22 protein-coding genes and 1 pseudogene are annotated in these 23,285 nt (G+C 64.7%); 9 read left to right on the forward strand and 14 right to left on the reverse strand.

Annotated elements, in window-relative coordinates:
• Positions 1-234: 234 nt before the first annotated feature.
• On the forward strand, positions 235-1,074 hold the full coding sequence (locus tag EYW47_RS36690; RefSeq protein ID WP_133199700.1) for a GNAT family N-acetyltransferase: 840 nt from the start codon (positions 235-237) through the stop codon (positions 1,072-1,074).
• Between the two features lie 86 nt (positions 1,075-1,160).
• Here the strand turns inward: EYW47_RS36690 and EYW47_RS36695 are convergent, their stop codons facing one another.
• The 6 genes and pseudogenes from EYW47_RS36695 to EYW47_RS36720 form a co-directional block, all read right to left on the reverse strand.
• A complete protein-coding gene (locus EYW47_RS36695; protein ID WP_133199701.1) occupies positions 1,161-2,366 on the reverse strand; it encodes a lipocalin-like domain-containing protein in 1,206 nt (401 codons plus the stop codon).
• A 4-nt stretch (positions 2,367-2,370) separates the two neighbouring features.
• Positions 2,371-5,040: an FtsX-like permease family protein gene (locus tag EYW47_RS36700; protein ID WP_133199702.1), complete on the reverse strand. Its 2,670-nt coding sequence runs from the start codon at positions 5,038-5,040 to the stop codon at positions 2,371-2,373.
• A 3-nt stretch (positions 5,041-5,043) separates the two neighbouring features.
• Entirely contained in the window at positions 5,044-5,730 is a 687-nt protein-coding gene (locus tag EYW47_RS36705) for an ABC transporter ATP-binding protein (RefSeq protein ID WP_133199725.1), read from the reverse strand.
• A 28-nt stretch (positions 5,731-5,758) separates the two neighbouring features.
• Positions 5,759-6,013 (reverse strand): annotated as a pseudogene (locus EYW47_RS36710) (lyase); the annotation flags it as partial.
• Positions 6,014-6,038: 25 nt separating this feature from the next.
• Positions 6,039-6,518 (reverse strand): ferritin-like domain-containing protein, encoded by a 480-nt coding sequence (locus EYW47_RS36715; protein ID WP_133199703.1) that lies wholly within the window; start codon positions 6,516-6,518, stop codon positions 6,039-6,041.
• A 152-nt stretch (positions 6,519-6,670) separates the two neighbouring features.
• Complete coding sequence (locus tag EYW47_RS36720) at positions 6,671-7,150, reverse strand: SRPBCC family protein (RefSeq protein WP_133199704.1); 480 nt, start codon at positions 7,148-7,150, stop codon at positions 6,671-6,673.
• Positions 7,151-7,314: 164 nt separating this feature from the next.
• Between EYW47_RS36720 and EYW47_RS36725 the strand changes: the two genes are divergently transcribed.
• From EYW47_RS36725 to EYW47_RS36735, 3 genes are all read left to right on the forward strand, one after another.
• The gene (locus tag EYW47_RS36725; protein WP_133199705.1) at positions 7,315-7,899 is read left to right on the forward strand and encodes a LolA-like protein; all 585 of its coding nucleotides are present in this window, start codon (positions 7,315-7,317) and stop codon (positions 7,897-7,899) included.
• Positions 7,900-7,965: 66 nt separating this feature from the next.
• Complete coding sequence (locus EYW47_RS36730; protein WP_133199706.1) at positions 7,966-8,538, forward strand: cytochrome b; 573 nt, start codon at positions 7,966-7,968, stop codon at positions 8,536-8,538.
• 257 nt (positions 8,539-8,795) lie between these two features.
• The gene (locus EYW47_RS36735; RefSeq protein WP_240764075.1) at positions 8,796-9,818 is read left to right on the forward strand and encodes an AraC family transcriptional regulator; all 1,023 of its coding nucleotides are present in this window, start codon (positions 8,796-8,798) and stop codon (positions 9,816-9,818) included.
• 40 nt (positions 9,819-9,858) lie between these two features.
• Here EYW47_RS36735 and EYW47_RS36740 read toward each other — a convergent pair whose 3' ends face one another.
• Positions 9,859-10,065 (reverse strand): helix-turn-helix domain-containing protein, encoded by a 207-nt coding sequence (locus tag EYW47_RS36740; protein ID WP_133199708.1) that lies wholly within the window; start codon positions 10,063-10,065, stop codon positions 9,859-9,861.
• Between the two features lie 183 nt (positions 10,066-10,248).
• Between EYW47_RS36740 and EYW47_RS36745 the strand changes: the two genes are divergently transcribed.
• The 3 genes from EYW47_RS36745 (at position 10,249) to purU (ending at position 13,226) form a co-directional block, all read left to right on the forward strand.
• A complete protein-coding gene (locus tag EYW47_RS36745) occupies positions 10,249-11,490 on the forward strand; it encodes a cystathionine gamma-synthase family protein (protein WP_133199709.1) in 1,242 nt (413 codons plus the stop codon).
• Positions 11,491-11,684: 194 nt separating this feature from the next.
• Positions 11,685-12,179: a molybdopterin-dependent oxidoreductase gene (locus tag EYW47_RS36750; RefSeq protein ID WP_133199710.1), complete on the forward strand. Its 495-nt coding sequence runs from the start codon at positions 11,685-11,687 to the stop codon at positions 12,177-12,179.
• A gap of 168 nt (positions 12,180-12,347) precedes the next feature.
• Positions 12,348-13,226 (forward strand): formyltetrahydrofolate deformylase, encoded by an 879-nt coding sequence (gene purU, locus EYW47_RS36755; protein ID WP_133199711.1) that lies wholly within the window; start codon positions 12,348-12,350, stop codon positions 13,224-13,226.
• A gap of 651 nt (positions 13,227-13,877) precedes the next feature.
• Here the strand turns inward: purU and EYW47_RS36760 are convergent.
• Entirely contained in the window at positions 13,878-14,132 is a 255-nt protein-coding gene (locus EYW47_RS36760) for a hypothetical protein (protein WP_133199712.1), read from the reverse strand.
• Between the two features lie 375 nt (positions 14,133-14,507).
• Here EYW47_RS36760 and EYW47_RS36765 point away from each other — a divergent pair, with 375 nt between their 5' ends.
• Positions 14,508-15,620 carry a GlxA family transcriptional regulator gene (locus tag EYW47_RS36765; protein WP_133199713.1) on the forward strand — a complete coding sequence of 371 codons (1,113 nt, stop codon included), beginning with the start codon at positions 14,508-14,510 and terminating at the stop codon, positions 15,618-15,620.
• 18 nt (positions 15,621-15,638) lie between these two features.
• Here the strand turns inward: EYW47_RS36765 and EYW47_RS36770 are convergent, their stop codons facing one another.
• Genes EYW47_RS36770 through EYW47_RS36780 form a run of 3 tightly spaced genes read right to left on the reverse strand, consistent with a single transcriptional unit; the run spans position 15,639 to position 18,778 of the window.
• Positions 15,639-16,880 carry a metal-dependent hydrolase family protein gene (locus EYW47_RS36770; protein ID WP_133199714.1) on the reverse strand — a complete coding sequence of 414 codons (1,242 nt, stop codon included), beginning with the start codon at positions 16,878-16,880 and terminating at the stop codon, positions 15,639-15,641.
• Positions 16,881-16,919: 39 nt separating this feature from the next.
• Complete coding sequence (locus tag EYW47_RS36775; protein WP_133199715.1) at positions 16,920-17,417, reverse strand: GAF domain-containing protein; 498 nt, start codon at positions 17,415-17,417, stop codon at positions 16,920-16,922.
• The gene (locus tag EYW47_RS36780; protein WP_133199716.1) at positions 17,414-18,778 is read right to left on the reverse strand and encodes an MFS transporter; all 1,365 of its coding nucleotides are present in this window, start codon (positions 18,776-18,778) and stop codon (positions 17,414-17,416) included. Before EYW47_RS36780 ends, EYW47_RS36775 begins: the two co-directional genes overlap by 4 nt.
• A 146-nt stretch (positions 18,779-18,924) precedes the next feature.
• Between EYW47_RS36780 and EYW47_RS36785 the strand changes: the two genes are divergently transcribed.
• The gene (locus EYW47_RS36785) at positions 18,925-19,878 is read left to right on the forward strand and encodes a LysR family transcriptional regulator (protein ID WP_133199717.1); all 954 of its coding nucleotides are present in this window, start codon (positions 18,925-18,927) and stop codon (positions 19,876-19,878) included.
• On the opposite strand, the gene EYW47_RS36790 is transcribed toward EYW47_RS36785, so the two are convergent.
• The 3 genes from EYW47_RS36790 to EYW47_RS36800 form a co-directional block, all read right to left on the reverse strand.
• Positions 19,854-20,846, reverse strand: coding sequence for a GlxA family transcriptional regulator (locus EYW47_RS36790; RefSeq protein ID WP_133199718.1), 993 nt, complete (start codon positions 20,844-20,846; stop codon positions 19,854-19,856). The two genes, EYW47_RS36785 and EYW47_RS36790, sit on opposite strands and share 25 nt — an antisense overlap.
• Before the next feature lie 112 nt (positions 20,847-20,958).
• Entirely contained in the window at positions 20,959-21,855 is an 897-nt protein-coding gene (choW, locus tag EYW47_RS36795) for a choline ABC transporter permease subunit (RefSeq protein WP_133199719.1), read from the reverse strand.
• Entirely contained in the window at positions 21,848-23,017 is a 1,170-nt protein-coding gene (locus EYW47_RS36800) for a quaternary amine ABC transporter ATP-binding protein (protein ID WP_133199720.1), read from the reverse strand. The genes choW and EYW47_RS36800 overlap by 8 nt, the downstream gene beginning before the upstream one ends.
• Positions 23,018-23,285 lie beyond the last annotated feature (268 nt).

Below are 23,285 nucleotides of genomic sequence, written 5' to 3' on the forward strand. Positions count from 1 at the left end.
CTACCAACCATCTAGGTAAATCCACGAACCCATGTAAAAAGCATAATACATAATAAAACACGTTCGATAACCTGCCACCCCACACCACATGATCTGCCTTGCATCGAAATTGCGCACGACCTAAACTAAATAGCCCGCATTCAGCAACCACCCCAAACCATCTTCACTATTCAATCCAGATAAAAAAATATCAAAATGGAATCCATTGATTGAGCACCGCACCAGGAACAAACCATGGATCACGACTTCATCGTGCGCACCATGTCCGCCAACGAGATACCCATATCGATCGATTGGGCTGCTACAGAAGGCTGGAACCCCGGCCACCACGACTCGCACTGTTTCAGGGAAGTGGACCCTGACGGCTTCTTCATCGGCCTCTGGCAAGGCGAGCCAATCGCGTGTCTCGCCGCCGTCGCCTACAACGAACACTTCGGCTTCATCGGCCTGTACATCGTAAAGCCCGAATTTCGCGGCCAGGGCTTCGGCATGCGAATCTGGCAGCACGGCATGCATTACCTTGGAGACCGAAACATCGGCCTCGATGGCGTCGTCGCCCAGCAGCCGAACTACAGGAAGTCCGGGTTCCAGCTCGCGTACCGCAACATCCGCTACCAGGGCCACGTGAATGGCATCGGCTGCGCACATGTAACGGCAGCATCCGACGTGCCGTTCGAGCAATTGCTTGCCTACGATCGCCAATGTTTTCCCGCAGCGCGCAAGCGCTTCATCTCCGCCTGGATATCGCAACCCGATGCCGTTGCGCTCGCAACAGTCGACGCGGGCCGTGTCGCCGGATACGGCGTCGTGCGCCGCTGCAAAACAGGCTGCAAGATCGGCCCGCTCTTCGCCGATGACGCAGACGTCGCCACGGGGCTGCTTCGCGCGCTGGCGGCGCGCATGCCCGGCGAGGTCTTCGTGCTCGACGTGCCGGAAACGAATCCTGCGGCCGTCGCGCTGGCGCAAAGGCACGGCATGACGAGCGTCTTCGAAACCGCGCGGATGTACACGAAAGAGGCGCCCGCGATAGCGATCGATCGTGTGTTCGGGGTGACGTCGTTTGAGCTGGGATGAAGGGGGGCGGCGCGTCGAGGAAGCCGGATCGTCGCCCCAAGGTGGGACGGCCGATGGGATGTCCTCTAGCCGACGGCGGTCAGCTTCTAAAGCTCAATCCGCTCGACATATCCCGTGAGCTCGAGATAGCCGCGCCCTATCGGTTTGACAGCGGGCTTTACAGCGGGCTTTGCAGTGCCTGTGCTCGCCGCACCCGCCTGAAACGCCGTCACCGCCCCCTCCCAATACACCGCGCCGGTGCTCGCGCGGCCGTCGAATTCCTGATCGTCCATGAGTGGCACGAGCGTCAGATGCAGGTCCTGCGCATCGACGCGCATCGCCACCGGATAAACCGCGCCGGTATGCGGCGAACGCCACCGGCGCAGCGGCGTGAAGCTCACGCTATCGGGGGATAGCGCATGCGTGCTGCCATCGGCGGCGCGCAGCGTGCCGCCCGCCCAGAACTTGCGCCCCGCCTTGTCGCGGATCTGAAAGGCCATCAGCGCGCCGCCGTCTTCGAGATCGATGCCGATCCAGTCCCAGCCCACCGCCACGTCCGCGAGCGGCGACGACGACCATTCATGATCGAGCCATGCCTGCCCGCGCACGCGCTCACCCTTGCGGGCCGATTGACCACCGCGCCTGAGCACGCCTTCGACTTCCAGCCCCGGCTCGCTGTAGTAGTAGCTCGCCTCGCTCGCAAGCGGACCTTTGCGGCTATAGCCGCCTGTGCCGTTGACGAGCATCGGCTGCGTCGGCCGCAACGTGAAGGCGAACGCAAAGCCAGGCGTGGCGACGTTCAGGCGGTAGCGGCCGTCCGCGTTGCGCTCGAGCGACCAGTCGTCGATGTGGACGGCGGTGTCCGTCTCGCTCGCTTCGGCCAGGCCAAAGCCGCGGCGCGCAGCGCGTTGGCCGTGCTGCAGACTACCCGCTCGTGGATCGCTCAGCGCCACGTTGGCAAATAGCAATTGATTCGGCGCGAAGCGGCTCGGGTTCGCGTCGTCGAGGGCGAGGCGCGAGCGGAAAAACGTCGCCTCGAAGCCCAACGATGGATCGCCAGCGGCACCCGCTGTAGCACCCGCAGTGGCACCCGCTGTGGCACCCGCTGCCGCGTCGGCATCCGTTTGCAGCCAGCCTGTCACGTACCACCATTCGTTTCGATAGCGCGAATGCGCGCCATAGTCGCGCGGGAACGCCAGCGGCTGTCCGCTCGCGACCGTTGGATAGTCGGGCATGCGCGCCCACGCCGCGCTTTGCGTCAGCGCGGCGAGCGGCCATAGCAGGCCACTGCGCAGGAACGTGCGCCGTCTCATCGCGTCACCAGTCGTCGCGCACGGCGCGCACCGCATCGACCGACATGGCCGCGCGCGAGCTCAAGAGCGCCGTGAGCGCGGCGGCAATCACGACCGCCGACGCCAGCGCCGCCAGCAATCCCCACGGCATGTGCACGCTCATGGTCCAATGAAACGACTGCGGATTGACGACATGCACGAGCACCATCGCAAGGCTCAAGCCCAGCGTCAGGCCGCAGAGCACGCCGAGCAGCGCCACGAGCGCGCCTTCCATCGCCAGCATGAGCGCAATCTGGCGGCGCATCACGCCGATGTGCCGAAGCATGCCGAATTCGCGCGTGCGGGCGAGCGCTTGCGAGCCGAAGCTCGCGCCGACGCCGAACAGTCCGATGATCACCGCCACCGCTTCCAGCAGATAGGTCACGGTGAAGCTGCGGTCGAAGATCCGCAGGCTCGCGGCGCGGATCTCGCCGGGCTGCGCGAACTCGAGACGCTGCCCGCCGGGCACGCTGGCGCGCAGGCGCGCGATCGCTTGCGCCGGTGCCACGCCCGGGGCGAGCCATAAGGCGGCGTCGGTCACGCGCGTGTCGCGAGCGAGCCGGCGATAGTCGCTCGTGTCGATCACGATGGCGCCGAACTGGCGTGCATAGTCGCGCCAGATGCCGGCCACCGTGAATGGCAAGCGCTGGCCCGCCAGCGGCAGCGTGATGCGCTGGCCCGGATGCATCCCGTACAGATCGGCGGCTGCCTCGCTGATCCATACCGGCGGCGGGTCGCCGGCTTGCGGCACGAGCGGCGCAGTCGTCAGCGGCAGGCGTGCGGCGGGATCGCGCGCATCGATGGGCCGCGCGAGCAGGCTGACGGGCGGCAGGCGAGCGTCGAGCGAGATTTGCGTCGCGCGCAGAAACTCGGCGCGCGCCACGCCGGGCGTGGCCGCGATGGCCGCCTGATCGCCCGGCGTCAGGAACGCGCTGTCGCCGCCGGGCGCAGCGCGCAGATAGAGCGGCGCGGGCAGCAGCAACTGCAGCCAGTCGTCGACGGCGACGCGAAAGCTCGACACCATGATCGCCATCGCCGTCATCAGGCTGAAGCTCGTGACGATGCCGGCAAGACCAATCGTCGCGCGGCCGGGGGCATTGGCGAGTTGCGAGAGCACGAGCTGCGGCAAGGCATGGCGCGAGCGGGGCAGCACGGCGAACACGGCGCGCGCGATGGCCGGCATCGCGAGCACGCCGCCCAGCAGCAACAGCGCGATCGCGAGGTAGCCGAACACCGGCAAGCCGGCCACGGGCGGCAAGAGCGCCGCTGCTAGCCCGGCGCCAATCGCGAGCAGCGCCGCGGTGACGGTGCGCCTGGTGGAGAGCCGTGCGGCCGGCGCCTCCTCGTCGCCCGCCTTCAGCGCCCGCGCGGGTCGCGCCCGCGCCGCTTCGAGCGCCGGCGCGAGGCTGCCGAGCACCGACGCGGCCACCCCCAGCGCAAAAAAACTCGCCGCGGGCAGCGCATCGAAATGCACGCGCGGCTGAACCCCTTCGAAATAGCCGCCGCCGAGATCGCCGCCCGCGTAGCGGAGTACGGCGGCGGCGAGCGCGAAGCCGATGGCGAGACCCCCGGCGGCGCCGAGCACGCCGAGGATGGCGCCCTCCGAGACGACGAGCCACAACACGCCACGCCGCGTCAGGCCGATCGCGCGCAGCAGCGCGAATTGCCCGCGGCGCCGCAGCACGGCAAGCGCCTGCATCGTGAAGACGAGGAACGCCCCCGTGAACAGCGCGACGAGCGCGAGCACGTTGAGATTCGCGCGATACGCACGCGAGAGCATCGACGTGCGGTGCGCGTTGTCGCCCGGCGTGACGGCGGCGACGCCCGCAGGCAAGCGCGGCGCGAGGGCTTGCGCGAACACTTCGGCGTCCACGCCAGGCTTGAGCTTGATGTCGATGCGCTGCAGCATGCCGAGCCGCTGCAAGCGCCACTGCGCGGCGCCGATGTCCATCACGCCGACACGCACCGCATCGCCCGAAGCGGGCAGCACACCCGCGACGCGCAGCGCGACCGAAGCGAGCCCGACCTGCACCGTCAGCGAATCGCCGGGCTGGAGCGCGAGCCAGCTCAGCGCGGCCGGCGAGAGAAACACGGTGTCGGGGTCGAGCAGCGCGAGGGGGCCGCCGCTTGCGCCATTCGTGCCATTCGTGCCATTCGTGCCATTCGTGCCCTTCGTCCCATCCGTGCCCTTCGCTTGCTCCACGCGGCCGACCAGATTGGGCGTGACATAGCCCGCGCGAAACACATCGACGCCTAGCAGTTTCAACGACGCGTCGCGCCCCGCGACGCGCGCATCGACCTCGACCACCGGGCTCGCCGCCGCGACCTCGGGCAAGCGGGCAATGCGCGGGTACAGCGCTTCATCGAAGCCCGCGCGCGGGCCGCGCAGCTCGAGATCGGCGTTGCCCATCAGCGAATTGACGGTGGCCGACAGCTCGGTGAGCGCCGCGCGGTTGATCAGCTGCACGGCATAGCCCATCGCGACGCCCGCGGCGATCGCGAGAATGCCGATCAAGGTGCGCAGCGGATGCCCGCGCATTTCGCCGGCGATGAGCGCCGCGCCGACTCCGCCAGCGGGCGGGCGATTGCCCGCGCTGCGCGATGCGCGTGACGAAACCGGGTCGAGCCATGGACGCATGGTGTCGAGCCAACGCATCGCCTACGCGCCGCCTGCGCCCGGCGCGTGCGGCTCGAGCCCGTCGGGCGTGAGCCGCAGCACGCGGTCGGCGGCCGCCGCCACGGCCACCGAGTGCGTCGCGAGCAGCACGCCCGCGCCGTTCTTTTGCGCCAGCTCGCGCAGCAGCGCGAGGACGCGCATCGCCGTGTCGTGATCGAGATTGCCGGTGGGCTCGTCGGCCAGCACGAGACGCGGCTGATGCACGAGCGCGCGCGCGATCGCCACGCGCTGCAATTCGCCGCCCGACAATTCGCGCGGCAGCGCGTGCTCGCGCCCGCCTAGCCCCACCGCCAGCAGCGCGAACGACACGCGCACCGCCACGTCTTTCGCGCGCATGCCGTTCAGGAGCAGCGGCAGCGCGATGTTCTGCGCGGCGGAGAGGTTCGGCAGCACATGGAACGCCTGGAACACGAAGCCCATTTTCTGGCGGCGCTGCAGGGTGGCCGCGTCATCGTCGAGCGTGGCGAGGTCGTGTCCGTCGAAGACGATCTGTCCCGCATCGGGCCGGTCGAGGCCGGCGGCGAGATTGAGCAGCGTCGATTTGCCGACACCCGATTCACCCATGATCGCGACGCACTCCCCCGCCCGCAGCTCGAGGTTCACGCCGCGCAGCACGTTGCGCGACGTGGTGCCGTCATAGTGCTTCGATACGTTGGCGAGCGTCAGCATCATCGGTCGTCTATTCCTCAATCGCCAGCCGGTTCTGCGGCAGCGCAAAACGGGTGACGGCCAGCGTCTTCGCATCGACGCGCACGATCGCGTTCAGCCCGCCGTCGATGACCCACGCGGCACGGTCCGGGCCGACGATCACGCCGTGCGGCGGCGCGACGTCATGCGGCGCGCTGCCTCGCGGCACCGCAAAGCTGTCGAAAGGCGGTGGCTGCTGCGCGTGCGCCATCGCGCCGGCGAGCGCGGCGCAGACGAGCGCCGCGCTGAGCCATGTCGTCTTCATCGCCTGGTTCGATCTGACGCGGCAGCTATTCGGCGGCGGACCCCATGCCGCGCTGCGGCGAAGTCATGGTCGAGCCGGGGCGGCGCAGCATCTTGTCGACCTCACCCACGTGCAGCTCTTCGACCTGGATCATCTGGCGCGCGAACTCCTCGAGCGCCACCGCGCGGCCTTCCACGAGCGAGAGCAGCTCGCGGTAATGACCGAGCGCGATCTGCTCGGCCTCGAGCGATTCGCGCAGGATGGACCCGATATCGAACGTATGGGAATCGAGCAGCGGCCCGATTGCGAGCGAGGGATACGCGCCGAGCGTCGTGATCCACTCGCCGGCCTGCTGCGCATGCACGAGCGATTCGTCCGCCTGCTGCCGCAGCCATGAGACGATTGGAATGCGGGCGAATCCGAACACCAGGAACGAATAGTGCGTGTACCGCACCACGCCGGCCAGCTCGGATTCGAGGATCTTGTTCAGCACTGCAACGACCGGTTCCTTCTCGATCTCAGTCATGTTGCCTCCCGCCTGGGCAGCGTAAGAAAGTGCGCGAGGGGGCGTTCATCACACCTCCGACTCGCAGAAAGCGTTTGCAGCCGCGCTGCTGGATTCGATTGTTGCACTTATCGCGGTTTGCCGCTTTGCGTCGTAGTTTGTCACCCGAGCCGCTATTCGATATCGACAAGACGTGCCTCGAGCAGGCGCGCGAGCGCGAGGCCGCCCTCGCGCATGATGGCATCGTGATTCCAGCGGAATGCCAGCCGCGCGAGCGGCGTGAGCGCGAGCGCATTCATCCAGGCACTGGCAGTGCGGACCTGCCAGTCGTAGCGCACCACCGTGCGGTCGCCGTCGGCTGCAAAGTGCCAGCGCCCCACGCCTTCCAGCGCGCCGCTGGCCTCCCCCTCCAGCGCAACGAGCGGCGCGACGCGTGTGACGCGCACGTCGATGATCACCCGATAGGGCAGCACACCCTTCCACGTGTAGCGATGCACGGCGCCCAGGCCGTCGGTCCCGCCCGCCTGCAACTCGCGCACCGCTTCGACATTCTTCCACCAGCCCGGCCAATGAATCGAATCGTGGATCGCGTCCCACACCGGCTGCACCGGCGCCTCGATGCACCACACGGTGGTCAAGCGGAATTCCGCCATCGCTCTGTTCTCCTTGTTTGCGATTCGGTTACGTGTGCTTTCAGGGCGGCGCCGTGTGTGCACGTGCACTCGCGCGAGCATTGCGTGGTGCGAAACAGTGCGCCAAAATCATCCATCATCGACGGCCGGGTACGTTGGCATACGTTCGAGTATAGGAGGCGGCGATGCGCGATCTCGTTGCCGATGCGCAAGCACGCTTCGATGCGCTCGCAAACTATCAGGTCAGGCTGAAATCGACATCGGCGGGAGCCGAACCGGTCGAGGTGCTCTATGCTTACCGCAAGCCGGGTTTCGTGCGGATGGACTTCATCCGTCCCCATGCTGGCGCGACACTCGTCTACAGCCCGGCATCGGGGAAGGTCATGCTTTGGCCATTCGGTTTCGACACGTTTCCGAGGCTCATGCTGAGCCCCGACAGCCGCATGATCCGCAGCCCGCAGGGGCATCGCGTCGACCAGTCCGATATGGGCGCGCTGCTCGTCGATGTCCGTGAGCTTCAACAGCATGGCGACACGCAGGTTGCCGGTGCTGAGACAGTCGGCACGCGCCAGGCGTCGCATGTGATCGTGACGTGCAGGCCCGGACGCGTCATGGCCCGCGTCTCCCGCTATGAATTGTGGTTCGATGCGAGCCATGGGCTGCCCATCAAGGTCGTGAGCGAGGGCGCCTCGTGCGAGCCGATAGAAACGGTGCTGCTGGAGGACCTGCACATCGACGTGCCAGCGTCGCAGCTCAGGCCGTTTGCTTGAGCCCGCGAAATCGGCCCTTGAAATGAAATTAGTTGAGCGAACAACCATCATCGCACTGGAAACACCATGATGAAAACCTCTGCCACACGCTACGGCCCGGTAGCCCAGTTCCTGCACTGGTGCACCGCTATTCTTGTTCTCGTGGCGTTTATCTATGGGCCCGGCGGACCGGAGCAGCGGGTCTACTCGTCGGCGCACGAGTTCGACCGACGGCTTCACGAAACGCTGGGATTGTGCGTGTTCACGCTGACACTCATCCGCCTGCTGTGGCGGGCGGCCGATACGCGCCCCGAAGCCGGCGCATCTCCCCGCTGGATGGTTGTGATGGCAACGATAGTCCAGGCGGCGCTGTATCTGCTTCTGCTAGCCGTTCCGCTGACCGCCATCTCAGGCGCGTGGCTCGAAGGGCATCCGCTGACGCTCCTTGCCGGGAAGGACATTGCGCCTTTATTCGCGGCTTCGCACGATGCCGGGTCAAGGCTCGCGTCGGTCCACAAGTGGCTCGGCGACACAATCATCTGGCTTGCGGGATTTCATGCCTTTGCGGCGCTTTTCCATCACGTCGTCCTCAGGGACAACGTGCTGGCCACCATGCTTCCTCGCTGGTTTCCAGTGGGCAAAGCGCGACCGGGCCGATAACCGGCCATTGCCTTTCAAAACTGTTTCAATGATCCGGCTGTCCGTTGCATGCTGCAAAAATGCAAGGCCGCCGCGGTAATCTCCGCCGCCCTGGCCCGGCGTTTGACGCAATTAGCTTTGCCGCGTTTCCCAGTAGAATAGCCCGGTCAGATCCCGTCAAGGTGCCCTGCATGCCGCAAAGGCCAAGCTATCCCAGCGCAAGCCCGGAGCCCCGCAGCAGGATCCTTCACGTTCCTTTCGATGTGCAAACGGAACCTGTGCACCGGCAACTGCTGGCATGGCGCGAGCGTATCGGCAAGGTCCTGGACGTGGTGCCGACCCGTGCGCAAATCGAGCGGCCTTTTCGCGGACTCATCGACACGTACTGGCTCGAAGAATTTCTCTTTGCCAATGTCTACACCGATGCGTTGACACTCGAACGCTCGATTGCCCGAATCTCCCAAGACAACGCGCGCTCCATCGCCTTTCATATCGTCATGGACGGCGACGCCGCGACACGCGTTACCCGCCCGGGGAAGCGCCAGGACACACCGCTCGACGTCGGCGTTCTCGCGGTCGACTTCGATCAGCCTCTACATGTGCTGCGGGGTGCATGCCGGCACGTGTCGCTGTTTGTGCCGCGTACCGCATTGCAGGAGGTATTCCCTGACCCCGGCGCGCTGCACGGTCGCGTTTTGGGCGCGAACGAGCCTGCCTCGCAGCTCATCAGGGAGCGCTTGAATGTGTTCGCCGCGAACGTCCCGCATATGTCGCTGGAACGCGCCATTCTGCGCCTGCGTGAAATCGTTCAATTGATCGTCGATGCATTCGGCGCACAGGCCGGGGTACGCGGGAGCAAGCCCGCCGTTGCCCGCGCAATCGCGTTCAACACCGCACGCAGGTTCGTGCAGGCCAATCTGGCGGAGTCCGACCTTTCGCCGGAGAGCGTGGTCGAATCGCTCGGGCTTTCGCGGGCAACGATTTACCGGATGTTTCAGCATGAAGGCGGCCTCCACGCTTACATCCGTCACCTCCGGCTGCGAGCGGCGGCGGACGATCTCGTGCGGTTCCCCGGCGCGCCCATTGCTGAGATCGCCTGGTCCGTCGGCTTCAACAGCGCGTCGGACTTTACGCGCGCATTTCGACGGGCTTATGGTTTCGCGCCGCAGGAGGTACGCACGTACAAGGACTGGTTTCCGGGCGAGCGGCTCGATGCGAACTTGCAAGGACTGGATCTGGAGCAAGCGGCGCTGGTGCGTGCGAGCTGGTCGGGCCGTCCGGAAGGCCACCACGCCGCCTGACCCGGGACTCAGGACTCAGGCAAGGAACCGAAACAGCCCATCAGGGCATTCGATCACGGATGGCGAGCAGAAGATCGAGGTGCCTTTCAACAAGCAGCGGAATGGCCGATTCTCCGCGGATCCATCGACCGATGGTCCGGCGGTCGTAGCCCGAGTATTCAGCGAAGCTCACCTGGGTCCAGCCGAGGCGCGCCAAAGCATAGGAAAGGTCGGCAGGCTTCATCGCGATATTGACAAAATGTCCCATGGCTTCGAGGGTTGGAGGGACATTTTGTCATAACCGATCTCGATTGCAACCCCGAAATCGGCGCGTCATGAACAGGAAGGATCAAGCGCGCCGGCGCCAGCGGCGGCGACAGCCGGGATTTCGCGGGCCAAGGGTTACAGGAGATAATCACCGGACGCAATCGACTTGAGCAACGGAGACGGAATGAGCAAGCAAGGCTTCACCACGGGTATCGTTCACGGCGACAGGATCACGGGCTCTGAGCACGGCGGCGTGCATCAGCCGATTCATACGTCCGTGCAATATGGTTTCGAGCGCGTCGAGGATCTGATCGGCGTGTTCCAGGGCACGAAGAAGGGCGGCTTCAATTACGCGCGGCAGGGCACCCCCACCACCGCCGCGCTCGAGCGCAAGATCACCAGCCTGGAAGAAGGCGCCGGCACGATCTGCTTTAGCACCGGCATGGCCGCGATCACGGCAGCGTTTCTCACGCTCCTGCGCGCGGGCGATCATCTCGTGTCGAGCCGTTACGTGTTCGGCAACACCAACAGCCTGTTCGGCACGTTGCGCACACTCGGCATCGAAGTCACGACCGTCGATGCCTGCGACGTCGAGAACGTGAAGAACGCCATCCGGCCGAATACGCGCATGGTGTTCGTCGAGACCATCGCGAATCCGGGCACGCAGATTCCCGACCTGCAGGGCATTGGCGACGTGTGCCGTGAGCACGGCATCGCTTACGTCGTCGACAACACGATCACATCGCCGGCCCTGTTCAAGCCGAAGGCAGTTGGCGCGAGCCTCGTCATCAACTCGTTGACGAAGACCATCGCGGGCCATGGCGCCGCGCTCGGCGGCGCGGTGACCGATACGGGGCTGTTCGACTGGAGCGCGTATCCGAATATCGCCGACGACTACCGGCGTTCAGCGGCGAAGGAACAGGGGCTGTTGCAGATCCGCAAGAAAGGCCTGCGCGACATGGGCGCATCATTGTCGTCCGAGCAGGCGCACGCCATCGCGATGGGCGCGGAAACGCTCGCCTTGCGTGTAAAGCAAAGCAGCGACAACGCGCTCGCACTCGCGCAGTTTCTCGAAGGGCACGAAGCCATCGGCAAGGTGTGGTATCCGGGCCTGAAGAGCCATCCGCAATACGAGGTCGCGCAGGCGCTGTTCAAGGGCGCTTCATGGCTGCTGTCGTTCGAATTGCTCAACGCGGAGCGCATGATCGAAGTCGTCAACGCGCTCAAGTTGCCGGTCAAGGCGACCGGTCTCGGCGACACACGCACGCTCATCATTCCCGTCGCGCCAACGATCTTCTTCGAAGCCGGCGCGGACACGCGCAAGGCGATGGGCATCTCCGATGGCATGCTGCGGCTCTCCGCGGGCATCGAGGATATCGACGACCTGATCGAGGACTTTTCGCAGGCGCTCAAGCTTGCGGCATGACGTGCGGGCATCATCCATCAAGACCCATTTGTTTCTCGAAGCTCCGGCCCCGTAACCCAATAAGCGGATGGAAATAACCGCCATGATCCCCCGGGCATGGGACAACCCATGCCCCATACCGTAATATACGTGCGATCATATCGACCCAGCTCCCGATCCGCCAGTTGGCCGCAACCCGGCCCGGAGACCCGACGATGGACCTCGCACAACCCACCGCCCCGCTCGCCGACGCCGCGGAGCCTTCTGCCACGCTGCGGCTCACGGGCAGCGTGCTGCGCCCCCTGACGCTCTCGCTCGACGCCCTGCGTGCGTATCCGGCCGTGACCAGCGCGCCGTTCGATCTGCGCTGCTACACCACCCAGCGTTTCATTCGCACCATCGAGCCTTACCGTGGCGTCCTGCTCACGGAACTGCTCGGCGACGCGGGCCTGCGCTGCGAAGCGCACGGCGACTTCAAGCGCATGGTCTTCGTGGCCAGCGGCCACGACGGCTACGCCGTCCCCTTCACGTGGCACGAGCTGTTCAACACGCCGGTGGGCAAACAGGTGATGGTCGCCTACGAATGCGGCGGCGCGCCGCTCGCCGAGGAAGACGGCGCGCCGGTGCTGTTTTCCGGCGCGGACCTCGTGCCCGCGCCGCGCCACGTCAAGCGCCTCGCGCGCATCGACGTGCGGGTGCTCGCGCCGTAAAGCCGAGCCGCGGCTTAGCGCACCCATGACGGTTGGCGTTTCCATACCCGCAACATAGCGCGTGCGTTCTATGTGAGCGCGCCCAAGAAATGGCTTACTCCAGGCATCGCCCCAATGCGCGAACGACACGCCGCATGGGGTGCTTTACGACACCTGGAGACTTTTCGCATGTCCAACGATGTTCGCTCACACCAGTACGTCCTGACCCTGTCCTGCCCGAGCGCCGCCGGACAGGTAGCCGCCGTCGCCAGTTTTCTGGACGGGCATCGTTGCTATATCGACGAGCTGACCGTCTTCGACGACGACATCAGCTCGCGCTTTTTCCTGCGCTGCGTCTTTCACGAAGTGATTCCCGGCTCCAACGGCGAGCTCGACCTCGCGAGCCTGCGCAAGGAATTCGAGCCCACGGCGCGCACGCATGAAATGACGTGGGCGATCCACGATCTGCAGGTGCGGCCCAAGGTGCTGATTCTGGTCTCGAAGCTCGAGCATTGCCTGGCCGACCTGCTGTTCCGCTGGCGCATGGGCGAGCTGCAGATGGACATTGCGGCCATTGCCTCGAACCATGCTGACTTCGAGCCGCTCGCCCGCCAGCACGGGCTGCCGTTCCGGCACTTGCCGGTCACGCCGGAAACGCGCCAGCAACAGGAAGCCGCGATCCTCGACCTGTTCGAGTCGACCGGCTCCGAGCTGCTCGTGCTCGCGCGCTACATGCAGATTCTGTCCGACGAAACGAGCAAGCGCCTCGCCGGCCGCGCGATCAACATCCACCATTCGTTCCTGCCCGGCTTCAAGGGCGCGCGGCCCTATCATCAGGCGCACGTGCGCGGCGTGAAGCTGATTGGCGCGACGGCGCACTTCGTCACCGACGATCTCGACGAAGGCCCGATCATCGAGCAGGAAGTGCAGCGCGTCGATCACACCTGCGATCCGGAGCGCCTGCTCGCCGTGGGCCGCGATGTCGAGTGCGTGACGCTCGGGCGTGCCGTGAAGGCGTTTTTGGAGCGCCGCGTCTTCATCAACGACGGCCGCACGGTCGTGCTTTGATTTCTGTTTTTTTTGGAGCGTTGGCCTTAACTTGTATTCGCGGCGGGCCGCAGGCGTTGCCCCTGTGCGGGGCGGCACCTACTTTTCTTTGCAGCCGCAAAGAAAAGTAGGCAAAAGAAAGCGGCTCAAACCGCCAGTGTGACGCGGTCCCCCACTGCCCTGTCCATCGGAGCGGCTCCGGGGCATCCGTCTCCCCGCACACTCCGCCTTAGTGACAAAGGGCTCATCCTTCCCGCTGCGCGCTACGCGCGGGCGGAAGGGTCTGCAAGGGAAACCGGGCGGGCTACCTGGCAAATACGCGGGAGCAACGCTGATAGAATACACGGGAGTCCTACGAATACGTGTACGCGCCACAGGTTTTGGTTATGCCCCACGGCGCGCGAAGCGCCGACGGATGGATGAGCCCTTAGTCACTCCGGTTGACGGCGAGTGGTAACAGACGCCCCGGAGCCGCTCCGATAAAATGGGCAGTGGGGGACAGCGTCACACTGGCGGTTTGAGCGGCTTTCTTTTGCCTACTTTTCTTTGCCGCGGCAAAGAAAAGTAGGTGCCGCCCCGCACAGGGGTAACGCCTGCGGCCCGCCGCGAATACAAGTTAAGGCCAACACCCCCAAAAAAAACCGCACTCCAAACTAAAGCGGTTCCTGGCCCTTACCCCTGATGGCGGCGCTGCGCCTCCTGCGCGAGCCCGGCGAGCGCCACCTCGCTGAGTCTCGCCGTCACGCGCTGCGCATAGTCGTGATGCCGCCCTTCCAGCGCGGCGCCCAGACAGCGCGCCCGCAGATAGCGCAGCAAGCCGATGCGCTGGTGCCCGCGCGCCATGCTCTGCTCGAGCAGCGCGAGCGCGGCGGCAGCGTCGCCGAGACTGGCGCGCTGGTTGAGATCGACGGTTTTGGTGCGCGGCACGTGCGACACGGTGGGGGACCTTTTCGCTGGAATCGGCTGGATTCGGCTCAATTCGGCCTGAATTGGCCTGGAGTTGGCTCGGAGTCGGCTTGAATCGGCCCGGAGCCGCCGGCGCGCGGCACCCGACGCCACGCTCCGCCGAGTGTCGCCAACACGGCGCCGCGCCGATAGAACAAATGCGCCGTGGCCGCGGAACACCCGCGCCACGGGCCGCGCTCGCGCGCCGAAATTTCGCTTTGACACAGATACCTGACGCATAATCACAAGTGAGCGCATGCCGGATCGGCGACGCTTGAGCGAACTGCATCGCCGCGGGTTTTGCGCATGTCCGGGCCGCAGACGTTCCTCGCATGCGTTTTCCTTAAGCCAGCCGCCATGTCCGACCCGCTACCGATCGTTCCCTCGCCCGACGCCCAGCCCAAGGAGCGCATCCGCTTCGGAATCGTGCTGCTGCCCAATTTCACGCTCACCGCGTTTTCGGGCTTCGTGGACATGCTGCGCCTCTCGGCCGACGACGGCGACTACAGCAAGCCCGTGCGCTGCTCGTGGCGCGTGATCGGCGAGACGCTCGCGCCGGTGCGCGCGAGCTGCGGCATCCAGGTCACGCCATGGGAGACCTTCGAGGACGCCGAGCCCGTCGACTACCTCGTGGTGGTGGGCGGCCTGCTGCATTCGGGTCCGCAGGCGAGCGAGGAAACGCTGCGCTACATCCGCCGCGCGGCCGCAGGCAACACCACGGTCGTGGGCATCTGCACCGGCGTGTTCGCCATGATGCGCGCGGGCGTGCTCGCCGATCACCGCATCTGCGTGAGCTGGTTCCACTACTGGGATTTCATCGAGCGCTTTCCCACCGTGAATGCCGATGCGCTCATTGCCGACCGGCTCTTCGTGATCGACCGCCGCCGCATCACCTGCTCGGGCGGGCGCGCGTCGATCGACGTGGCCGCCGCGATCCTGCTGCGCCACTTCGATCACGCCACCGTGCAAAAGGCGCTGCGCATCCTGCTGGTTGGCGAAATGCAAAAGGGCAACGCGCCCCAGCCGCATCCGCCGGGCCTCGAGCCCGCCACGCACCCGAAGGTCAAGCGCGCCATCCTGCTGATGGAGCAGCAGGTCGGGCGCAATATCCCGCTCGAAGAGCTGGCCTGCAAGCTCAATCTCTCGCCGCGCCAGCTCGAACGGCTCTTCAAGGCCGAGACGGGCAAGAGCCCACGCGCGTTCGCCAACGTGCTGCGCCTGCGCACGGCCGCGTGGCTGCTCACGAGCTCGGACCGCACCGTGGCCGATATCGCCTCGAGTTGCGGCTTTGCGGACGCGTCGCATCTCGGACGCGAATTCCGCAAGCAGTTCGGCGTGCCGCCCATCATGTTCCGCGAGCAGCGCAGCGGGCAGGAGCCCTCGCAGATGGCGGACCTCGACGCGTTCTTTCGCAACGACCCGCTCGTGGCGGCTGACGCAAGCGCTCCTGCGTCTTCCTCGCTGCACTAGGGTGCTTTCGGCCAGACCTTATAGCGCTTCGAACTGAATCTCGCCGCCCTTCATCACCAGCAAAATGCGCTCGCCCTGGCCGAGCAGACACGAAATATCCTTCAACGGGTTGCCGTCGACGACAATCATGTCGGCCCACGCATCCGGTTGAATGCAACCTAGCTTGCCCGTCAGGCCCAGCACTTCCGCAGCTGTAGTCGTCGCGCTTTCAAGCGTCGCCGCATTGCCGAGCACCTCGGCACGGATACGGAATTCGTCGCTTTGCAGGCGTTGCGACGGACCGAGCAGATCGGAACCGAAGCCCATCTTCACCCCAGCGTCGCGATAGATTTCGAGCGAATGCAAACCGGCTTTGCGCACGACTTCGATCTTCGCGACGCTCTCTTCGCCAAGGCCAAATTGTGCGCCCTCGGATGCGAGCGCTTCATACGTGACGAGCGTCGGTACGACATAGGCGCCCATCTCCGCCATCAGCTTCGCAGTCGGCGCATCGACCAGATTGCCGTGCTCGATCGTGCGCACGCCCCAGCGCACGACACGCGCAATCGCCTCAGCCGTGTAAGCGTGCGCCATCACATAGGTCTGACGTGCACGCGCTTCTTCGACGATGGCACGCACCTCGTCTTCCGCGTAACCATACGCACCGACCGGGTCCGTCGGCGAAGCGACACCCCCTGACGCCATGATCTTCAGATGATCGGCGCCCATCTGCAACTCTTCGCGCGCAGCACGGCGCATTTCATCCACACCATCCGCGACGCGCGCGAGCGCCCCCACGCGCACGCAACAGGCACACGGCGCACTTTCGCCGAGATAGTCGGAGCGCGCGCGCATGTCACCATGCCCGCCGGTCTGACTGAGCGCGCGCCCGGCCACGAAAAGACGCGGCCCGACCGCAAGGCCGCTCTCGATGGCCTGCTTGTGCGGAAAACCTGCACCGCCCGCATCGCGCACCGTCGTGAAGCCGCGCCGCAGCATCGAGCGCATGATCGGCACCGAGCGTAACGTCACGAGCACATTGGGCATGTGCACCTGCCGTGAGAGATTCAGTTGCACGGCTACCACGTGCACGTGAAGATCGATCAGACCGGGCATCAGCGTCTTGCCCCCCAGATCGATCACACGCGATGCCGCGCTTTGCAGCGGCCGGTCCGACACTTCCTTGACAAGTCCGTTTTCGACCAGCACGTGATGCGCTTCGCGCAATTCACCGCGCGTCACATCGAGTACCGCGGCGTTTTTGAACAGAATGCTTTCCACGCTTTTCTCCTGAGATTCAGTCGATGGGGTCGCACAGGCTCATGCGTGATCGAGCAGCGCCGGCAGTGCGAACTGCGCGAAGGTCTGCGCGAGGGACACATGCACGACTCGATACCAATTGCGGATATGAAGCAGATTGAGCGATGCAACCGTCTTGCCACGCCAGCGCACCGGCACGTTCAGCACGCTTTCGCATCCTAGCGACGCGATCAGTTCATGATCGGCAAAGACGGCGCGCAAATCGTCTGGTGTCGCGCCTATGAAGGCTTCACCGCGCGTCAACACCGTATCGGCCCACCTGCCGCCCGCAACCGGTTTGGATTCGCTTGCTGGATACTGCATCGGCATGTTGGTGTAGATACGCACCGATTCATTCGTCTTGCCGTCATAGCGCAGGATCGTAAAAAGCGTATGGCCGATGGTTTGAGCCAGCGCCGAATCGAGTGCACGGTATAACGCCAGAGGCTGCTCAACGCTTGCCTGCGCGCACGCAACCTGCGCCAATGCCTGCAACGCGTTCTCGTGTAGTGAGCTCATGCCGCTTCTCCGGCAGCGATGTCTTCAAGCGAGCGACCGCGTGTCGGCACGCCCATCACGACGACCGCGATCGCGCCCAGCAGCAGAACCACCGTCGTCACCCCGAATACACCAGCGAAGCCAAACACGGGATAGAGATAGCCGACGAGTATCGGCGAGACGATTGCGCCGATGCGGCCAATTGCAGAAGCGGTCCCTGCGCCCGTCGTCCGCACTGCGGTCGGGAAGACTTCCGCGGTATAGGCGTAGACACCGGCATAGGTGCCGTTCATGAAGAACGACAGGCAGATGCCCGCCAGCATGATCTCGCCATTGCTGCTGGCGAACGCCATGCCCAGCGCGCACGCGCAACCGAACAGCATGTAGGCCGCGATCGTCGCCTGGCGGCCGATGCGTTCGTTCAACCAGGCCGCGCTGAAATACCCCGGCACCTGTGCGCAATACATCGCGAGTGAGTAGCCGAAGCTGCGCGTGATACTCATGCCTTGCTGCACGAGCAGGCCCGGAATCCACGTGAAAAACGAGTAGTAACTGAACGTGATGGAGAGCCACATCAGCCACGTCATGAGCGTGACGCGCGCCTGGCGCCCCGTCCACAGTGCCTGCAGATTCGCGGCGATCGTGCCGGTGGGCGTTGCGGGCTCGACATTCGGGCTCGCGGGCTCGGGCGCTGGCAGCACGATACCGCGCGCCGCGAACTGCGCTTCGATGTTGTCGAGCACGCCTGCCGCTTGCGCGCCATGCCCCCGGCTTTCAAGCCAGCGTGGCGACTCAGGCAGAGCGCGACGCCACCACAACAGCATCACGATCGGACACGCTGTAATCAGTAGAACGATACGCCAGCCAGCCGGAGACGCCGGCACGATGAAATAGCCCAGCAACGCCGCGGCAACGAATCCAAACGAGAAGAAACCTGCGAGCGCCCCCGTGAAAATTCCGCGATACCGCTTGGCGACGAATTCCGCGAGGTAAGGGGCGATGATCGCGCTCTCCGCGCCTGTTCCCATACCCGCAACGATCCGTGCCGCGAGAAAGGTGGGCCATGAATGGGTCATCGCGCTGATGACCGACGCAACACAGTAGATCAGCAACGCCCACATCATCACCTTGCGCCGCCCGATCAGGTCTCCGAGCGTGCCTGCCAGCAGCGCGCCAAAGAAGAACCCCATGAAGTTACCGCTGCCGAGCACGCCCGTCTGCACACTCGTGAGTCCCCAGTCGTGGCGCAGCACCGGCAGGACAAAGGCGACCGCAGCCGCATCCATGGCGTCGAATGAGTAGCCCAAACCGCCCATCAGCAGCAGGCGCCGGTGGAAACGCCCAAAAGGAAGTCGTTCGATGCGTGCAGAAACACTGGACACAGTTTGCTCCCGTCAATAGAACCTGCGCGCGGGTCGGCACGGCGTGCGGGCTTGCGCTTGTCAAGGTCCGCTGATTCTATGACTTGCACACTGTCATGAATATTTATATTCTTGATCCGGCATATAGATAACGTGAATAGTCGACCATGAGCTTCCGGACCCTCGACCTGAACTTGCTGAAGGTTTTCGAAGCGTTGATGACGGAAGGCGCCGTCACGCGTGCCGCCACCAAGCTGTCGCTCACCCAGCCTGCCGTCAGCAATGCATTGAGCCGTCTGCGTGAAGCCTTCGGCGATCCGCTCTTCGTTCGCCACGGCGCGGGCGTCAGACCGACTCAGCGCGCCATGGCGCTATGGGGTCCTGTCGGCGAATCGCTGACCCGCATCCGCTCGGCGCTCGACGAAGAAACCTTCTCCCCTGAAAGCGCGCAGGCGAGCTTCAGCCTGTCCATGTCGGACTATGTCGCGGGCATCGTGATGCCGCGGCTCGTCACACGCTTTGGCGAAAGCGCGCCGGGCATACAGTTTCATACGGTGCCGAACATCCTGCTCGATGTGCCCGTGCTGCTTGAAGGCAATCGTGTCGATTGCGTGATCGGCGTCTATGTCAACGAGACGTTGCCGCCCGCGTATGTCTGCTCACGCTCGCTGTGGTCCGTGGACTATGGGTGTGTGATGCGGCGCGGCCACCCGCTGTCGGCACCGGGCCAGTTGACCGCGCGGCGCTTCCTGAACGCACGGCACGTGGACATCAGTCTGGCCGGGCAAACGCAGCCGTCATTCGACAGCTTTCTGGCTTCACGGGGACTGAAACGCAATCTGGTTGCGACGGTCAACCACTACACCGTCGCCTTGGACATGATTCGCGCAAGCGCCCTGATCGGGGTCCTGCCGCGCGATCTGTGCGATCGTGCGCACGTGGCTGGCGATCTCGTCAGCGTGCGTGCGCCGTTCGAAGCCCCCGAGCGCGTCATCAGCCTGTACTGGCATCAGCGCAACGAAACCGTGCCCGCACATCGTTGGCTGCGCGAACAGCTGGTCGATATGTTTGCTTCGCCACAGCTGGCCGTGGCCCCTCATTCCGCTCCGCGCCGCTCGTGACTCGGCGCATGGCCGAACTGCACGCGATAGGCCTTGCTGAAGTGGCACGGCGAATTGAACCCGCAGATTGCCGTCACGCGCGCGATCGACGCATCGGTCGTGCGCAATAGCTCGCGCGCGCGCTTCAGGCGCAGCGTGAGGTAATAGTGCGTGGGCGACACATTCAGATAGGCCTTGAACATGCGCTGCAAATGCCGCTGCGAAAGCCGCACGAGGCGCGCAAGCTCTTCGAGCGAAAGCGGCTCGCGGATATTGGCCTCCATCAGCCGCACGACCTCGACCAGTTCCGCGCGCGAAAAACCCACGCGCGCGTCGACGGGAATCGGCTGCAAATCGGTCGAGCCGCGAATGCGCTCAAGAATGAACTGCTCCGAGACTTTCGCGGCCATCTGGTGGCCAAAGCGCGCGCCCACCAGATCGAGCATCAGGTCCAGTGGCGCCGTGCCACCCGTGCAGGTCAGCCGGTCGCGGTCGACCACGAAGAGCTCGTCGGCGAATTGCACATGCGGAAAGCTTTCGTGCAGCGAGGAAAGATTCTCCCAATGCACGACGCAGCGGTAGCCGTCGAGCAGGCCGCTTGCCATCAGTGCGTAGGCGCCCGTGCAGATGCCGCCGAGCGGAATGCCCTGTTGCGCGAAGCCGCTCAGCGCGGCGCGCACGTTGTCGTCCACGGCTTCCTGAATGCGAATGCCGCCGCAAACGATCAGCACGTCGGGCAGATCTGCCGGGTCCGGCGCCTGGGCCGGGCGCACCGAAATCCCGTTGCTCGCGCGTGCGGGCGCGCCGTCGAGCGTGTAGACCGACCAGCGGTAGAGATCGCCGCGCCCGACATAATTGGCCATGCGCAGAACTTCGACGGCGCTAGAAAACGCGATCATCGAAAAGTTCGGCAATGTAAGGAACCCGAAATGCTGCAGCGAAGAAACCGCCCTTGGTGCTTCGGCGGCCACGGCGGTGCCGGACGTCACATTGCGCCCCTATGAAGACAAACCTGCACAGACTGACAACGAAGAACCGGCTCGCAGGCGCGAGCCGGTCCGCCCGGTGAGACAACGGTGATTCCGGCGGGCGCTGCGCCGCTCAGGCCTGCGCCACTACGGCGCGCGGACGAAACAACTGCTTGACGCCCGAGAACAGCGGTGCCTTCGCGGTGCCCGGCGCGCGGCCGAAGCTCTCGGTAATGCGGTCGAGAATGATGGCGAGCAGCACCACCGAAAGCCCGCTCTCGAAGCCGAGGCCGATGTCCAGACGCTGGATGCTCGCGAGCACGTCGTTGCCGAGGCCGCCCGCCCCCACCATCGAGGCGATGATCACCATCGAGAGCGCCATCATGATGGTCTGGTTCACGCCCTGCATGATCGAGGGCAGCGCGTTGGGGAACTGCACCTTGTAGAGCAGTTGCCACGGCGTGCAGCCGAAGGCATGGCCCGCTTCCACGATCTCGCGGTTCACGTGCTTGATGCCGAGGCTCGTGAGACGCACGGCGGGCGGCATGGCGAAGATCACCGTCGAGAGAATGCCGGGCACGCGGCCCAGACCGAACAGCATCGCGGCCGGGATCAGGTACACGAAGGCCGGCATCGTCTGCATCAAGTCGAGAATCGGCCTGACGATGGTATGCACGAGCTTGTTCTTGGCTGTCCAGATGCCGAGCGGAATGCCCAGCACGAGGCTAATGAGCGTAGACGAAAGCGTGAGCCCCAGGGTGACGATCATCTGGTCCCAGAAGCCTGTCGCGTAGATGAGCAGCAGCGAAGCCGTGACAAAGGTCGCGAAGCGCCAGCCCACGCGCCAAAGCCCCAGCGCGATGAAAAACGCCATCATGGCCCACATGGGAACGGCTTGCAGGCTATGCTCGATGAGCGCCGCGAAGCTTTCGATTGCCTTGCCGATGGCATCGAACGTGTTGGCATCGTGGTCGAGCAGATAATGAACCGACTGATCGACCCATTGGCCGAGTGGAATGATCTCAGACATGGGCACCCCTGTTACGCGTAATGACCTTGAGGACAGCGGCCTGATCGATGGAACCGCAATAGCGGCCTTCATCGTCGACCACGGGCAATGCGGTGTTCGTCGCGCACACGCGCGAGACGACCTGCTCGAGTGGCGCAGCGCGCGAAATGCATTCGACCTGGCGCAATGAGGGCTTGTCCACGCCGATCGCATCGCGCGTGACGAAGCCGCTGATGCGGCGCTGCGCGTCGAGCACGAATGCATATTCGCTGCTGCCGTTCAGCGACGCGGCCACGCTCGTCTTGTCGAGCGTGCGGATGAGCGGCACGGCTTCGCGCTGCATCAGATCGCCTGCGGTGAGATAGCGGCTCGTGTCCACGCCGTCGAAGAACGCGCGCACATAGTCATCGGCAGGATTGCTGATGATTTCCTGCGGGGTGCCGATCTGCACGATGCGGCCGCCTTCCATGATGGCGATGCGCGTGCCGATGCGCAGCGCCTCTTCCAGGTCGTGCGAGACGAACATGATCGTGCGGCGCTGCTCCTTTTGCAGTTGCAGCAGCACGTTTTGCATTTCCTTGCGCTTGAGCGGGTCGAGTGCCGAGAACGCCTCGTCCATGATCATGAGCGAGGGGTTCACCGAGAGCGCGCGCGCGAGGCCCACGCGCTGCTGCATGCCGCCGGAGAGCTCGGCGGGCAGCTTGTGCGCGAACTGTGCGAGGCCGACCTGTTCGAGCACCGTGAGCGCGCGCTGCTCGCGCTCCTTGCGCCCGACACCGGCCACTTCGAGGCCGAACGCCGCGTTCGAGAGCACCGTGCGCTGCGGCATGAGCGCGAACGACTGGAACACCATGCTCATGTCGGTGCGGCGCAGCGACACCAGCTCGCGCTTCTTGACGGCGGCGATATCGCGGCCATCGATCACGACCTTGCCCGCAGTGGGCTCGACGAGACGATTGATGAGGCGAATGAGCGTGGACTTGCCGGAGCCCGAGAGCCCCATCAGCACGAAAATCTCGCCTTCGTTCACCGAGAACGAGGCGTTATTCACGCCAAGCACATAACCGGTTTTCGCGAACATATCGTCCTTGGTGGCACCGCTTGTAAGCAGCTCGCGTGCCACCTTCGGGTTCGGCCCGAAAACCTTGCATAGTCCATCGACTACGATCTTTGGGGATTTCATCGACTCCATCTCCTCGTCATGCAGGCGCCAGCCCGCTCTGTGTAGCTACATAGTTGCCAGAAAAAACCCCGCCGGGATGGCTATTTGCGACAGGAGCTTATGAAAATACGACACGGTGAATCGGTGGGGGCACCGCTGCGGGGCGGTGGACCCGGTTTTTTTGTTGGGGTGCTGGGGGTGTTGGCATTTCCTTGTTTTCATGTCGGTCTATTGGGGTTGCCCCTGTGCGGGGCGGCACCTACTTTTCTTTGCAGCCGCAAAGAAAAGT

This window comes from Paraburkholderia silviterrae, from assembly GCF_004353915.1.
GTDB lineage: Bacteria > Pseudomonadota > Gammaproteobacteria > Burkholderiales > Burkholderiaceae > Paraburkholderia > Paraburkholderia silviterrae.